Below are 13,473 nucleotides of genomic sequence, written 5' to 3'. Positions count from 1 at the left end.
CACAGCGGTGGTTTTACGCAGTGACCGCTAATTCGATCAGGAAGCGCCTTCCTGGTGTTATCCCTCACCTCAACAATAATGGGTGAAAGAATGAGCGTCGTATTCTCGCGCAATGGTGTCAGCATGCCCGATTTGGTCCGCACCAAACTCGCCAATGACCTGGCACGCCTCGGCCGCGCAGCAGATGTGCCTGCCTTGGCACTGGCCGAAGAGCGCGCAGAAGGTTTTGTGGAGGGGGTGGAAGCCGCACGTGCGCTAACCCCCGCTACGATTGAGCGGTTGTTTATCGCTGTTGAAGATGCCGCCGCACGCCGCCGGCGGGATCTGGCGCCATGAATGGTGAAGCGATCCAGTCAGACACCTTGAGCGCCTTGGTCGGCCAGCACGCGATCCGCGAAACGGTGGTTGTCCCTTACATGGCATTGATTTCACGGCGACGCGTTCATTAGCCATCCTGACCGCGATCAGCAAAACGCACCGCGATAGCCTGGAATTGCTCATGGTTGGCCAGGAAAACCTCGCAAATATCTGGATCGAAATGCGTAGCACATCCCTGGCGGATTATCTCCAGCGCCTGATCGTGTGACATGCCTTTCTTGTATACGCGTCGGCTAATCAGCGCGTCATAGACATCCGCTAATGCCATGAGCCTGGCGCTGATGGGGATGTCATCGGCACTCAGCCCATCGGGATAACCGGTACCATCCCACTTCTCGTGGTGGCTGTAGGCGATCTCCTTGGCCAGGCGCAGAAATCCCACCGAGGTGCCCAACTGCTCTTCGGCATGCAGGATTGCATCGCGTCCCAGTATCGTATGGGTCTTCATCGTCTCGAACTCTTCCGGCGTGAGGCGCCCCGGCTTGAGCAGTATGTCATCGGGGATGCCGATCTTGCCGATGTCATGCAACGGAGCTGACTTAAACAGCAGGCGGATACTCTCGTCATTAAGAAACTGCTGGAACCTCGGATGTTCGCGAAGCATCTCGGCCAGTAGTCTGACGTAGTGCTGAGTTCGTCGAATGTGGTTACCCGTCTCATTGTCGCGGGTTTCGGCCAGCGAGGTCATGGCCTGAATGGTCACATCCTGGATGGCGATGACCTCGGCGGTGCGGCGCTGGACTTCCTGCTCAAGGTAAGCCTTCTGATCACGCAAAAAGTCGGCGGCCGCCTTGATCTTCAATTGGGTTTCCACCCGTGCCAGCACGATGGGTGGGTTGATCGGCTTGGTGATGTAGTCCACGGCGCCCATCTGCAAACCCAGGATCTCGTCTTCCATTGTCGCCATGGCGGTGATGAAGATGATCGGAATATGAGCGGTGCGCGGATCGCGCTTGAGCTGCTCTGCCACCTCATACCCCGACAGATCAGGCATCATGATGTCGAGCAGAATCAGATCCGGGCGAGGCTCCTGCACCGCTGCCTTCAGCGCGCGCTCACCGCTGATGGCCACCCGCGTGCGGTAGATGTCCTTCAGCAGGCCATTGATCAGCGTAATGTTCTCCGACGTATCATCGACAATGAGGATGATCGGGCGAAGTGAGTAGTTTAGCGTTTCACTCATGATGCTCCCTCCAGTACGGGGTATCGCGGGCCGTCGATGCACGTTTGAGGGTTAGCCGTGCGGCCTCGAAGTCAAAGTTGTTCACCTCATTCATCAACTGCTCGAAACTGTCCTGGCCGAGTGCTCCGCGCAACGAATCCGCATACTGTTCCATATAATCCGGCGCTGCTCCGTCATTGGCCTCCAGCAGGTGGATGAGCGCTATGGCATGCTGTGCCCAGTCGACGCTCGATACCACCGCCGGTGCTGCCTGGCCGCTACCCAGCGCTTGACGGATTGCATGCACGGCCAGCGAGAGCGCCTCGATCAATTCATTCACCAATGCGTCCGACTCAGCGTGTGCCCTGATCGCGGTTTCCAGCTTACCGGCCATGGCTTGCAGGCCGCTGAAACCGAGGTTGCCTGCAACGCCTTTCACGGTGTGGGCCATTCGCTCGGCCGTCGCCCGATCACCCGCACGTAGCGCGTTCCCCAGCGCTTGCCCTTCCATAGCCCTGCGGTCGGCAAATTGACCCAGCAGCTTGATGTATAGCTGGCGATTGCCCGCCACTCGCCTCAGTCCGTCGGCGCTATCTAGCCCTGGAATGTCCGGTAGGCGCTCCTCGCCCGATGCGGCGCTGGACGGCTCCACTGCCGCCGACCGAGGTACGACCCAGCGCAGAACCGTGGCGATGAGTGCTTGCGGATCCACGGGCTTGGTCACATGGTCGACCATGCCCGCCTCGATACAGCGCTCCCGGTCCTCGACCCTGGCATGTGCGGTCATAGCAATCACCGGGATCTGTGCGCAGTGAGGCTCGACGCGAATACGCCGGGTCGTCTCGAGACCATCCATCTGCGGCATCTGTACGTCCATCAGCACCGCGTCGTATTGCGCTGCAGCCAACATCGACAGCGCCTCGCAGCCGTTGCCGGCAACTTCCACCAGGGCACCGGCAGCCTCGAGAAGCTCCCTGGCAATCTGTTGGTTGATTTCGTTGTCCTCCGCGACGAGCAGGCGCACTCCGGCGAGCACCTTCGCCTGCGCAATGGGTACGGTTAGCGCCACCACGCCCGTTTGCGGCGCGAATAAGTTGACCAGTACCTCTACCAGCGAGGACTGGTTGACCGGCTTGACCAGGAACGCGCGAATGCCGGCCGCTTGCGCAGCGGCGTGCATTTCGTCATGCCCAAATGCACTGACCATGACGGCGTACAATGTAGGCTGCAGGCCAAGCGCCCGGCGCGTCGTCTCGATGCCATCCATCTCTGGCATCTGCCAATCCACCAATAGCACCCGGAACGGGTCGTCGGCCGCCGCACCGCGAAGGCTCTCCAGAGCAGCCTCGCCTGACGCCACCGCGACCGGTGAAAGTCCCGCTACGCGAAGCATATCGGAAAGGATCTGGCGCGCGTCGGCATTGTCATCGACGACCAGGACGCGCGCTCCGGCGAGCTCCGCGGGGACAATCTGGCGCTGCGTACGCATGTGCTGGTCAAGACCAAGCCAGACGCTGAAAGAGAAAGTGCTGCCGTTGCCCGGTTCTGAGTCAACCGCGATCGTTCCGCCCATCAGCTCGACGATGCGCTTCGAGATGGCAAGGCCCAGGCCGGTACCGCCGAATTGTCGCGTTGTGGAGCTATCGGCTTGGGCAAAGGCCTCAAAGAGTCGCCCGGTTTGCTCGGGAGTCATGCCGATACCGGTATCGCGGACACGAACCTGCAGTTGAACTTTGTCGCCGGTGCGGCCCAGGTTGCGAACCACGACCGTCACCTGCCCCTGTTCGGTAAATTTCACTGCGTTGCCTACCAGGTTCAGGATGACCTGGCCCAGACGCAGCGGATCTCCAAGCAGCGTATCGGGAACGTCCGACGCCCGGTCGAACAGCAGCTCAATGCCCCTGTCGTAGGCCTTTTGCGCAATCAGCGAGGACACGTTGTCGAGCACTGCGTCTATCTCAAATGGCACTGCCTCGACGCTAAGCTTGCCGGCCTCGATCTTGGAGAAGTCGAGGATGTCGTTGATGATGCCAAGCAGCGAAGTGCCCGCGTTGTGGATCTTCGAGACATAATCGCGCTGCCGCTGGTCCAGAGAAGTCTTCAGCGCAAGGTAAGACATGCCGATGATCGCATTCATGGGCGTGCGGATTTCGTGACTCATGTTTGCAAGGAAGTCGCTTTTTGCCCGCGTCGCCTCTTCAGCAATCTCCTTCGCCCGCTGCTGCGCGTGCTCTGCTGCCTTGCGCTCGGTGATGTCCTGCAGCCAGCCGAGCAGCCCTTGCTCCCCCTGGATCTGGATTGGCAGGTAGGTGACAAGCATGGTGCGTTCGCGCCCCTGCCGGTCACGCATCGGCACTTCCTGGTCCTTTGCGATGCCGTCGTCCGTGAGGCGTTCGACGATGGCTTCGCGATCATGCCCATTCGCGTAAATCTGCGAAGCAGCGTCACCGACGCCTACGCCGAACGTTTCACAGAAGCGGGGGTTGGCGAAGCGGATCACGCCCTGGGTAGAAAAGGCTATGTTGATTGGACTCGTATCGAGGATTGCCTGCAGCCGCGCGCGTTCTTCGCTAAGCGCCACTGCTGCCGCATGATGATCCGTGACATCGCGCACCCAACTGGCGACCAGGGTCTCACCGTGGATTGTCACGAATGATGCACCGACCAGAACCCAGAGAATTGATCTATTTTTGTGCAGCAGGCGGGTCTCGAAGTTTTCGACCTTGCCGTTTCGTGTCAGCAGTTCGAGGAAGCGTTCGCGCTCCTCAGGGTCGAAATACAGGCTCGTGGCGTTGCGCCCGAGCAGGTCCTCGCTGACATAACCGGTCGCCTGTGAAAAGCGTTGGCTTACTTCCCTGACAGCTCCGTTCCGATCTGCCAGCACCAGGCTGGCGGGGCTGGTATCCATGAGCGCGCGGGTGAAAGCCTCGCGCTCGGCTAGCTCTGCGGCAACGCGCTTGCGCTCGTCTACTTCCCGGTTGAGGCGTCGGTTCCAGGCCAGCATGGCGCCGAGCAACAGCAGGACCGCGACCAAGCTCGGTATCGCCCAGCTCATTACGGTTTTAATATCGAGGCCGTCCTCGTTGAGGGACTCCTCGAACAGCCGGTATTCCATGAGCGATACGCGATAGTACCGCCGCCAGCTCGCATCGAGCGGCGAATCAATGCGATTGCTGGACTGGAAGAACTGCTCCAGCGCTCGTGCGAGATCCGGCGCGTTGCGCGCAACACCCCACCCAACGCTGGTCGCTTCGCTGACCGGAAACGCAATGGAGAGACGTTCGGGATCTTCACGAGCCCAGCGCAGCGCGCTTTCACTACCCAACACCGTGAAGTCCACCTTCGCATCGGCTACCAGTTTCACCGCCTGCTCGGTTGGCGCATAGACGATTCTGACCGGCTGACTGGATAGAGGACCGCGGTTGGCTTCATCGATCCACTGCTCGTAGCCCGTACCCTTCTGCACTGCCGCCGTCAGACCGAGCAGATCAGACACCTCGTTGCCAAGGGACTGGTTGGAGCGATGGGCGATGACCAGGTTGCGTACCCGGTAATAGGGCACGAGCAACATCTTCGTTTCGCGCCAAGGGACGATCTGCAAGTCATTTGGATAAAGATCACAGCGGCCTTCGGCGAGTAGCTTCGGGTCGTAGCTTGCCTCGCGTACGGTCTCGCCCCGATCGTCGTGAAACTGCGCATCGAAACTCGGCAGTTCCGTTACCTGTGGGCGTAAACCGAGTGACCGCGCGAACGCCTCCGCGTTAGTCCGGTAGAAAGAAGCGCTTGAGCCAGCCACGCATATGCGCAGGACGCCGCTTTCCCGAATCTGGGACAGCGTACGTGCTTCCACGCATGGCATGCCCAACACCAACAAGCTTACCAGTGCAAGCAACGCTCCCAAGCGCGGCTCTGTTTTCAAAATGCTCCTGCTGGTAGGTAATTGCTCACTATCCAACTCCACATATCCTTGTGAACGCCCTTGCACGAGCTTGTCCGCCGTTCTGCACTGGTATTATAGGTTTTTGGAGTGTAGGCATACGGTGCAGCAAGCGCCAGCAACAAAAACAGGGCCAGCTAGCAACTTCCCACTGCTACTCACCGTCCGGAGAGTGAGTTTCCGGACGCTTACTTAATACTCGCACACCTAAGTTTCTCCAATGTCCGGAAATGGCCGGGAGCTGTCTGTTCCAGGGAAGCAAACGCCAGCCACGCCGCAAGCGAGTATAGCGGCCGCTTGCGGCGTGGCGCGCGATTGCTGGCCCTGTATGAGTGATGTCACAATGTCGCGCCACGCCTTGCACGCTCAACCACGAGCGCGATCCATGGACTCTCACGATGCCCAGCCGCTGTTGCTGTTCTAACGCGCTCGACCGGCCGGAGAGACTTCTGTTGGTTCGGCTGCGTCGACTACTGTGTTTCGTGTTGCTCTCGGCTCAGGCTGCGTGGGCGAGTCCGGTCACTAAACAGAATAGTGCTGAGCAGGTTATTGATGTACAGCTACGTTGGCGGCATCAGTTTCAGTTCGCGGGCTACTATGCCGCCATCGCTCAGGGCTATTACCGTGAAGAAGGACTGGACGTGCGCTTGCACGAAGGTGGCCCCAATGTCACACCGGTCGAAGAAGTGCTCTCTGGGCGTGCCCAATACGGCGAAGCTAATAGCGAATTGCTCTACGCACGCCTGCATGGAAAGCCCTTGGTAGCGCTGGCGGTGATTTTTCAGCACTCACCTTCCGTGCTCGTGGCTCGCACAGACCAGGGTGTTCGCACTGCGCACGACCTGATCGGCAAGCCGTTGATGCTGATGGATGCGCAGACAGATGCCGATTTTCTGGCGATGTTCCGTAGCGAGGGTATACCCCTCGAAAAACTACAACTGCTACCCAGCAGTTTTCAAATTGGGGATCTGGCCAGCGGTAAAGTGACGGCGTTCAACTCGTACCTGACCAACGAGCCCTTCTACCTGCAACAGCGGGGCGTGGAATACAACATCATCTCGCCCGTCACCTACGGGATCGACTTCTACAGCGACATCCTGTTCACCAGCCAGGCCGAGATTGACGAGCATCCACAGCGCGTCGAGGCCTTCCGCCGCGCTACCCTGCGCGGCTGGCGCTACGCGATGGATAACCCCGAGCAAATCATAGACCTGCTGCTCAATCAGTATTCGGTGGACAAAAGTCGCGCGCACTTGCAGTTCGAAGCTCAGGCCATGCGTCCGCTGGTGGTATCTGACCTGATCGAGATCGGTCATATGAACCCAGGGCGTTGGCAACGTATGGCTGAAACTTTCCTCGAACTGGGTATGGTCGACACTATCGCCGGGCTGGAAAACTTCATTTACGATCCCAACCCGCCGCAACTCGTTGAGCGACTGCGCAAGACCATTGTTCTGATCAGCATCGGCGCTGTGCTTGTCCTGATGTTCGCTCTGGTTCTGTTGAATTCCCAGCGCCATCTACGCAACGAGATCAAGTTGCGCAAACTCGCCGAAGAGGAAGTACACAAGCTGGCTTTCTATGACAGCCTGACTGGCTTACCCAATCGCAATAGTTTTATTCCCTTCGCTAGTCAGAGGCTGCTCGATGCAAAGAATCGTGGAGAGCATCTGGCCCTGTGCTATATCGACTTGAACCACTTCAAGCAGATCAATGATCGTTATGGCCACCAGGCGGGCGATGCCATGCTGATCCACGCAGCCTCGGCGATCAAATCCAATATTTGCGAGTTCGAAATAGCTGCCCGCATGGGCGGTGATGAATTTATCTTGCTGCTCGACGGCGCGCATCGCAGAAGCGATATCCAGCGCATCACAGGTGAAATCTGCGAAGCCGTCGCCTTGCCCATTCCATGGGAAAACAGCCAGATCAAGGTTAGCGCTAGCCTAGGGGTGGCGTGGTATCCGGAAGATGGTGAAGGCCTCGACGATTTGATTTTCAAGGCTGACACCGACATGTTCCAAAGCAAAGCCAGTATCGCTGCGCACGCTTGAAGCTGCTGCGTGGTGCCCCTGCGAAAAGACTTGGTGGTTAGAAACCAGTGCGCCATTGCGGTGTGCGTGTGTCGTCCTTCGCATGAGGCTTCAATTCAGCGCAGTTGACTGGCCCGGATTGTGAAAGCTGAATGGCCACTTCTGGCCGAGAGCTGTCAGTCATAGCTGCTCCATGTTGACAGAGCTTCCGAAAAACATTTTGACTAGGCTCTAGGAAGGCGTTTTCAGGTCGATAATGCTGTTATTTGCCCCCCCTTTTGCCCCCAATCGCATTGAGTGTGCGAGTGATCTTGAATGGTGACCTGCGACTGACTCCAGTATGGCAGTACCTGGTATTCGGTGCACGCAAGCTAAAGCGGCGCTCCCGAGCAACGCAATCAGCGTGAGCGAGGATCTTTATTTGATCCGAAACACACTGGTTTTATGCTTGCCTCTCATTCAGCCCTGATTGTTTCGTGAAATATTTCTGCATAAAGCCGAGCGACGGTCGGTGTGAGGTTGTGTACTGAAGGAATCAGAAAATTTGAGTTGGGGGCGAGTCGTTTTGCGTAGATGACTTCGTAAACCCTGCGAACGATTCCTGGCTCTGTTTCCTCTTGGTCGAAGCCAGGCATTATTCCTACGGCTTTGTAACCCGCATGCTCCAGTGCTTGTTGCATATACGGAGCGCTGGTTGTCGCCATACCATAGATCAAGCCCGCTCCCATGAACCTTCCCATTTTTTCTCCGAGGTCTTGGGCAGCTACGGCCAGTTTGGTTTGTCTATGATGTTTGGCTACCGCGCCCACTCGCCCGAAGATGACATCAGCGCCGTCAATTTTTTCCCACGTTGCTATCGCGACGATTTCATGATTTCGGCGGACCACTATAGCGAACATCGCCCGCTCCAGATCGTCTTCGAGCACCACGTTGTCTTCATAAAATTGCTGGTTCAGAAAAGGGCTCCCTAACCCCACCGTAATGGAGGGAAACCACGTCTGGAAAAAAATTATCGCTACATCGATCTCCTCGCGTTTCAGGTAATCCCATGTGTAGCCAGAGGGTAAAACAGTGAAACTGCGAATCTGATCGATCATTGGCCATTTCATGCGGTTCTGCTCGTCTTGATAGTCTAATTGCCTTTCAGGAATCGGTCGGAGAAAGGGGCTTATTCAGTCGCTTCTCTATCGAGTTGTCTGCGATCTATCAGCAATTCCCGGGCGTCTAGTGAGGGGAGGCGGCGGGTTAGACGGCGGTGTTTTCAGGTTTGAGGACAGCGCCCTCGCAGAGTCCTGGGTTATGCCTGGCCGCAAATTGTCTGTGGCGGTCGACCACTTCACCGATGACAAACTGCATCAGCTTCTGGACGAAGGCCGTATCGAGGTTGGCCTCCTGGGCGAGGGCTGTCAGACGTTCGTATTGATGCTGCTCTCTCTTCTTGTCCACCGCTGGCAATTGATGTCGGGCTTTAAGCAAGCCGACCTCATCAGTACAGCGGAACCGTTCAGCAAGCATGTGGATGAGCGCGGCGTCGATATTGTCGATGGTTTGTCTGAATGCCGAGAGTTGACGCGTGATGTCGGAATTGTCCATGGATAACCTCGTGGCAGTTGTTCTAAGGGGCTTGTCTGTACCCTTCCTTGGTCCTTCCATGATTGGACGGAGAACCTGAGCAGGCGCTTTACGCGGGATCGGGCATGTTCAACGATTCCTCCAGCCACTGCATGACTACCTTGAAAGCCGAGTCTGAATTGCGTTCATAGATCAATCCGTGGCCGTTGCCGTGAATACCCAGTGCCGGTAGATCCAGGTGGTGAATGTTGGCACCGGCATTTCGCAGGAAAGGGACAATGCTGGATGCGTAAGAAGCAAACGCTGATGTCTCACCTGTCATCAGCGCTACCGGAACGCCCTGCAATCCGGGAATTTTCAGGGTTGATGGTTCTGCTGTGCGGACTTGCTCCGCCGTCTCGCGAGGCGGATCAAAGGTCAAAGGGGCGGCGGTCAGTCCCCATTCGAGGCTGCCTATACCCGGCGTATGGCCAAATACCGGCCCCATAGGCTCCACTGCCACAATCCCTGCGATCAGGTCGGGTCGACGATCGGCGACCAACCAGCCACTGGGCCCGGAAGCGGAATGCGTAACGATGATGGCCTTACCGATTCTGTCGAGCAGTTCGGCCAGTCGGTCCGCGTCCAGGGTCTGCGAGGCCGCAAGGTCAGCCGGCATGGGGCCGTAAGCTGCAATGAAGGCGTCAAACGCTGCTTCGTCATCCGACTCAAACGGCCACTGCGTTTCTCCACCTCCCTCTGGAAAGTAAACTTCGCGGGCGCGTTCATAGGAGAACGCTGGCCCCATCGGTCCCATGATGTCGGGGTGATACGGCGATCGCCCGTGGCCGGGTCTGTCGACGCGAAAGACTACGAAGCCCGCTTCGAGGAACCGCTGCGCCCATCCCGGGCGACCATCGGGTGTATCCAGCCATTCGGTGCCCTGCAGCGTGCCGCCGTGCACCAGCACCACGGGATAGGCTTGAGTGATGTGCTCAGGGGATTCCCAGGCTACGTACATCGGACCCTTCTGGAAATTTTTACCGTTCTGGGTAACACGGGCGCCGGTCACCCAGAAGTTGCCACGCCGCGTACGTTTTATCGGTGCGCTTCGCCAGGGTTGCTGGGCATGATCGGCTGATTGGGTAAGTGTCTGCGTAGCGAAGACCGACCAGTCCTTGTGCCCGTCTCCCCGGGCAACTGCCGACGTCATTTTCGATCGCACTGCATCCGCAGCAGGCAGTTCCAGGTCCTTGAGACGGCCCGCATCAATAGCCAGATTTATATCCTTGAGGCCAAGAGACAGTTTGAAACCCGGTTCAAAGCTGTTGTTGGCGATGTTCTGCCCATACCAGTTGATAACTGGGGCAGGCGAACAGGGTCTGGGTCATGAGGTTGACGAAAATCGAAGGGGTCAGTCCGTGGCGTTGAACGAGTCCGCTTGCTTCGCCCAGCGACTGGATGGCTTGAGTGATCATCATGTTGCCGGCGATTTTCGCGATACACGCGTGTTCAGGCTGATCGCCCAGATACCAGGTTTTTTTCCCGAGCAGGTCAAACAGCGGTTGAACCGTCGAGACAGCTAGCTGCGATCCGGCCGCCAGGATGTTCAACTCGCCGCTCGCGGCCACGGCGGGCACGCCGAAAACCGGTGCCGCGACCAATGCCATGCCGATTGCATCATGCATGCCCTGCAACTCGACCATGAGTGAAGGCGACAAAGTCGACATCACGACATGCACGCAGGCCTTGTCTGCATTTTCCAGAGCAGCGCTGGACAGCAGCACTTCCCTGACGGCGGCATCATCGGCCAGCAGGCTGATGACGACCTCTTGCTGAAAGGCCGAGGACGGGGATTCGAGAACGCTTACTCCTTCGAGATCCATAATCGCAGCGTGACTACGGTTCCATGCCGATACGTGATGGCCGGCCCGGATGAGCAACGGAATGATCGCTCTGGTCATGCTTCCCACACCGATAAAGCCAATCTTCATTTGCAGTCCCTCGGTTGGTGTTTCGACGAAGGTGTATGCAGAGAAGTATGTCGAGCCTGGGATTGCTACGGCACTGCCATTACTGCACTCTCACTGTTCATTTTTGTACGGGGTAGAGTATGGACTGGAGTGATGTGCGGATCTTTCTCGCGATTGCCCGCAGTGGGTCATTGGGCGCTGCTGCCAAGCTGTTGGGTGTTAGCCATCCGACCGTGGGGCGGCGCTTGCAGGTGCTTGAGCAGTCCAGTGGCCAGCCCATTTTCCTGCGTACCACCCAAGGTTTGGTACTGACCGACAGCGGAGAGAAGCTGCTCAGCCTAGCGCAGGAAATGGAGCAGAGTGCGTTGGCCATCGAAAGGCGCCTGGCGGGCGACAGCGCCCAGCCAGAAGGTGTGTTGCGCATTTCTTGCGCTGACTGGTTTGCCTGTTATGTGCTGGCCCCCGTCCTCAGTGAACTGGGGCGACGTTACCCTCTGATTGTGCCTGAGGTTATCGCCGGGCATCGATTGTTTGACCTGGCTCGTCGCGACGCCGATATCGCGTTTCGAATCGTCCCTTTCACCGAACCCGATATTGTTCACCGCAAGCTGATCTCCCTGAGCTATGGGTTATACACGGCCGTCGGATCTGCTGATCCCGAGCCACAGGGCGAGGGGGTTGGTTTGATTACCATGAGTGTTGCCCAGTCTCATTATCCCGATGTGCAGTGGCTGCAGCAGCGTTACCCTCTGGCGCGTACCTTGTTCACCAGTAGCAGCCGCACAGTCCAGGCGCAAATGTGCACGCAGGGGCAGGGCGTTGCCGTATTGCCCCGCGCCTTGGGTGACCAATTAACGGCGCTGCGGTTGATTGATCCGCACGAGCCGCCACCGGGTCGCGACATATGGATGGGCTACCACCAGGACATGCGCCAGATGGACAGCCTTCGTGCTCTTGCCGATCTTGCTTCCATCATGATCGGCAATCAGGCATGCGGTTGACTCACTCTGCTGGGTGCATGGCCGCCGTTTGCGGATCAGTAGCAGGTTGGCGCGTCAGGGTAAGGCTCAATCCCGCGCCTACCGCCAGGCATGCTGCGATGCAGAGTATGGAGACGGTGAAAGCGTGGGTGATGGCAGCCGCGTCCGTATCCGTGCCTAGAAGGGTGTAGAAAATGCCGCCTATTATTGCCACGCTCAGTGACGTGCTGATTTGCAGGGTGGAGCTGGTAATGCCTGCAATCATGCCGGAGTATGCGGGTGCCACACGTCCTGTGATCATGCGCATCAATGTCGGAAGGGCTAATCCTTGTCCGAAACCGATCAGAAACAGAATGACGGCAAGGGGCAGCGCAGCGGGGCTGGCGGACATCGGCGTGTGCGCCACGAGCCAGGCCAAGAGCACAAATCCCAACACTTCAAGCCCCATTCCGACGGGATTGACGTATGCCCCCAGAAAACGCCTGAACTGAGGGGTGGAAAGCGGTCCCAGCAAAAATCCCGCGCCGAAAGGAAGGAAGACGAGGCCTGCATTGAGTGGGCTCGTGTGCAGCGCTCCCTGTAGATAAATGGAAAGCAGCAGGAAAAACACGCCGATCGCGTAAAAGGTGAGGGCGACGAGCAGTGCCCGGGCAAGACCGGGCGCGCGCAGTGCGGCAGGATTCAGCAACGGAGCACCTTGCGCTTGATGCAGGCGGGCTTCGTAGCGCCAGAACAGCCAGGCCAGCAGCGGCACCGCTGCAAGCGACAGCCAGGCCCACAAAGGCCAACCCGATTCACGCCCCTCGATCAGAGGAATGATCAGAGCCGCAAGCGTCACCATCGACAATAGCGTTCCGCCCAGATCCAGCTTGCTTGTCTGTGGTGCGTGGGTTTCCTTGACCACTGGAATGGCGACAAGGATGACCAGTAACGCAATCGGTAAATTCACCAGAAATATCGCCCGCCAGCCCAGGTTCATCAGGTTGAGCGATATCAATATTCCGCCAAGTGCCTGGCCGACTACCGAAGCCAGACCAAAGACCGCGCCATACAGGCTCAGTGCCAAGGGCTTTTCGGAGTCGGGGAATATCGCCTGCACTGATGCGAGTGCCTGAGGTGCCATGATGGCTGCCGTCACGCCTTGCAGCGAACGTCCGGCGATCAACACCCAGGGTGACTCGGCTACACCGCAGATCAGTGAGGCAACGGCAAAGCCAACCAGACCAACGAAGAACATTCTCATGCGGCCATAGATGTCACCCAGCCGTCCACCGGTAATCAGTGTCACGGCATAAAGCGCCGCATACGAGGAGATGATCAACTGTTCGGCGGAGGAGGCCGTGCCTAGCGATTGCTGAATTGAAGGCAGCGCTACGTTGACGATGAAAAAATCCAGCGGCGGTAAAAATGCACCGACCAACAAGATGGTGAACATCAACCAACGCCGCGGTTCCGGGGG

The 13,473-nt window shown here is 58.0% G+C and carries 10 protein-coding genes and 1 pseudogene; 3 read left to right on the top strand and 8 right to left on the bottom strand.

All coding sequences use genetic code 11. From position 1 onward, the window contains the following. Positions 1 to 123 precede the first annotated feature (123 nt). The gene (locus tag AB4N98_RS27405) at positions 124 to 336 is read left to right on the top strand and encodes a hypothetical protein (RefSeq protein WP_460149121.1); all 213 of its coding nucleotides are present in this window, start codon (positions 124 to 126) and stop codon (positions 334 to 336) included. Between the two features lie 109 nt (positions 337 to 445). Here the strand turns inward: AB4N98_RS27405 and AB4N98_RS27400 are convergent, their stop codons facing one another. Continuing rightward, positions 446 to 1,561 (bottom strand): HD-GYP domain-containing protein, encoded by a 1,116-nt coding sequence (locus AB4N98_RS27400; protein WP_460149120.1) that lies wholly within the window; start codon positions 1,559 to 1,561, stop codon positions 446 to 448. Next, positions 1,554 to 5,501: a response regulator gene (locus AB4N98_RS27395; RefSeq protein WP_460149556.1), complete on the bottom strand. Its 3,948-nt coding sequence runs from the start codon at positions 5,499 to 5,501 to the stop codon at positions 1,554 to 1,556. Before AB4N98_RS27395 ends, AB4N98_RS27400 begins: the two co-directional genes overlap by 8 nt. Before the next feature lie 374 nt (positions 5,502 to 5,875). Between AB4N98_RS27395 and AB4N98_RS27390 the strand changes: the two genes are divergently transcribed. Further along, the gene (locus AB4N98_RS27390) at positions 5,876 to 7,531 is read left to right on the top strand and encodes a GGDEF domain-containing protein (RefSeq protein ID WP_223271420.1); all 1,656 of its coding nucleotides are present in this window, start codon (positions 5,876 to 5,878) and stop codon (positions 7,529 to 7,531) included. A gap of 434 nt (positions 7,532 to 7,965) precedes the next feature. On the opposite strand, the gene AB4N98_RS27385 is transcribed toward AB4N98_RS27390, so the two are convergent. From AB4N98_RS27385 to AB4N98_RS27365, 5 genes and pseudogenes are all read right to left on the bottom strand, one after another. Further along, positions 7,966 to 8,607, bottom strand: coding sequence for a hypothetical protein (locus AB4N98_RS27385; protein WP_065873175.1), 642 nt, complete (start codon positions 8,605 to 8,607; stop codon positions 7,966 to 7,968). Between the two features lie 148 nt (positions 8,608 to 8,755). Further along, a complete protein-coding gene (locus tag AB4N98_RS27380; protein WP_058426038.1) occupies positions 8,756 to 9,103 on the bottom strand; it encodes a chorismate mutase in 348 nt (115 codons plus the stop codon). An 88-nt stretch (positions 9,104 to 9,191) separates the two neighbouring features. Next, a complete protein-coding gene (locus AB4N98_RS27375) occupies positions 9,192 to 10,274 on the bottom strand; it encodes an alpha/beta hydrolase (protein WP_460149118.1) in 1,083 nt (360 codons plus the stop codon). A gap of 15 nt (positions 10,275 to 10,289) precedes the next feature. Next, positions 10,290 to 10,367: pseudogene (locus tag AB4N98_RS27370) on the bottom strand (hypothetical protein); the annotation flags it as partial. A gap of 13 nt (positions 10,368 to 10,380) precedes the next feature. Further along, positions 10,381 to 11,055 carry an NAD(P)-dependent oxidoreductase gene (locus AB4N98_RS27365; protein WP_460149117.1) on the bottom strand — a complete coding sequence of 225 codons (675 nt, stop codon included), beginning with the start codon at positions 11,053 to 11,055 and terminating at the stop codon, positions 10,381 to 10,383. 119 nt (positions 11,056 to 11,174) lie between these two features. On the opposite strand from AB4N98_RS27365, the gene AB4N98_RS27360 reads away from it, so the two are divergent. Then, positions 11,175 to 12,035 carry a LysR family transcriptional regulator gene (locus AB4N98_RS27360; RefSeq protein WP_056859940.1) on the top strand — a complete coding sequence of 287 codons (861 nt, stop codon included), beginning with the start codon at positions 11,175 to 11,177 and terminating at the stop codon, positions 12,033 to 12,035. A 1-nt stretch (position 12,036) separates the two neighbouring features. Here the strand turns inward: AB4N98_RS27360 and AB4N98_RS27355 are convergent, their stop codons facing one another. After that, a complete protein-coding gene (locus AB4N98_RS27355) occupies positions 12,037 to 13,449 on the bottom strand; it encodes an MFS transporter (RefSeq protein WP_223271418.1) in 1,413 nt (470 codons plus the stop codon). Positions 13,450 to 13,473: the final 24 nt, after the last annotated feature.

This window comes from Pseudomonas sp. S3_E10 (assembly GCF_054667615.1).
This window is presented reverse-complemented; position numbering and strand designations above follow the sequence as displayed.

What these genes read in the sequence shown, in the direction of transcription:
- AB4N98_RS27390 (WP_223271420.1), top strand. Translation starts at nt 5,876, where the DNA reads ATGCCCAGCCGCTGTTGCTGTTCTAACGCGCTCGACCGGCCGGAGAGA.
- AB4N98_RS27400 (WP_460149120.1), bottom strand. Translation starts at nt 1,561, where the DNA reads ATGAGTGAAACGCTAAACTACTCACTTCGCCCGATCATCCTCATTGTC.
- AB4N98_RS27365 (WP_460149117.1), bottom strand. Translation starts at nt 11,055, where the DNA reads ATGAAGATTGGCTTTATCGGTGTGGGAAGCATGACCAGAGCGATCATT.
- AB4N98_RS27360 (WP_056859940.1), top strand. Translation starts at nt 11,175, where the DNA reads ATGGACTGGAGTGATGTGCGGATCTTTCTCGCGATTGCCCGCAGTGGG.
- AB4N98_RS27385 (WP_065873175.1), bottom strand. Translation starts at nt 8,607, where the DNA reads ATGATCGATCAGATTCGCAGTTTCACTGTTTTACCCTCTGGCTACACA.
- AB4N98_RS27380 (WP_058426038.1), bottom strand. Translation starts at nt 9,103, where the DNA reads ATGGACAATTCCGACATCACGCGTCAACTCTCGGCATTCAGACAAACC.
- AB4N98_RS27355 (WP_223271418.1), bottom strand. Translation starts at nt 13,449, where the DNA reads ATGTTCACCATCTTGTTGGTCGGTGCATTTTTACCGCCGCTGGATTTT.
- AB4N98_RS27405 (WP_460149121.1), top strand. Translation starts at nt 124, where the DNA reads ATGCCCGATTTGGTCCGCACCAAACTCGCCAATGACCTGGCACGCCTC.
- AB4N98_RS27375 (WP_460149118.1), bottom strand. Translation starts at nt 10,274, where the DNA reads ATGACGTCGGCAGTTGCCCGGGGAGACGGGCACAAGGACTGGTCGGTC.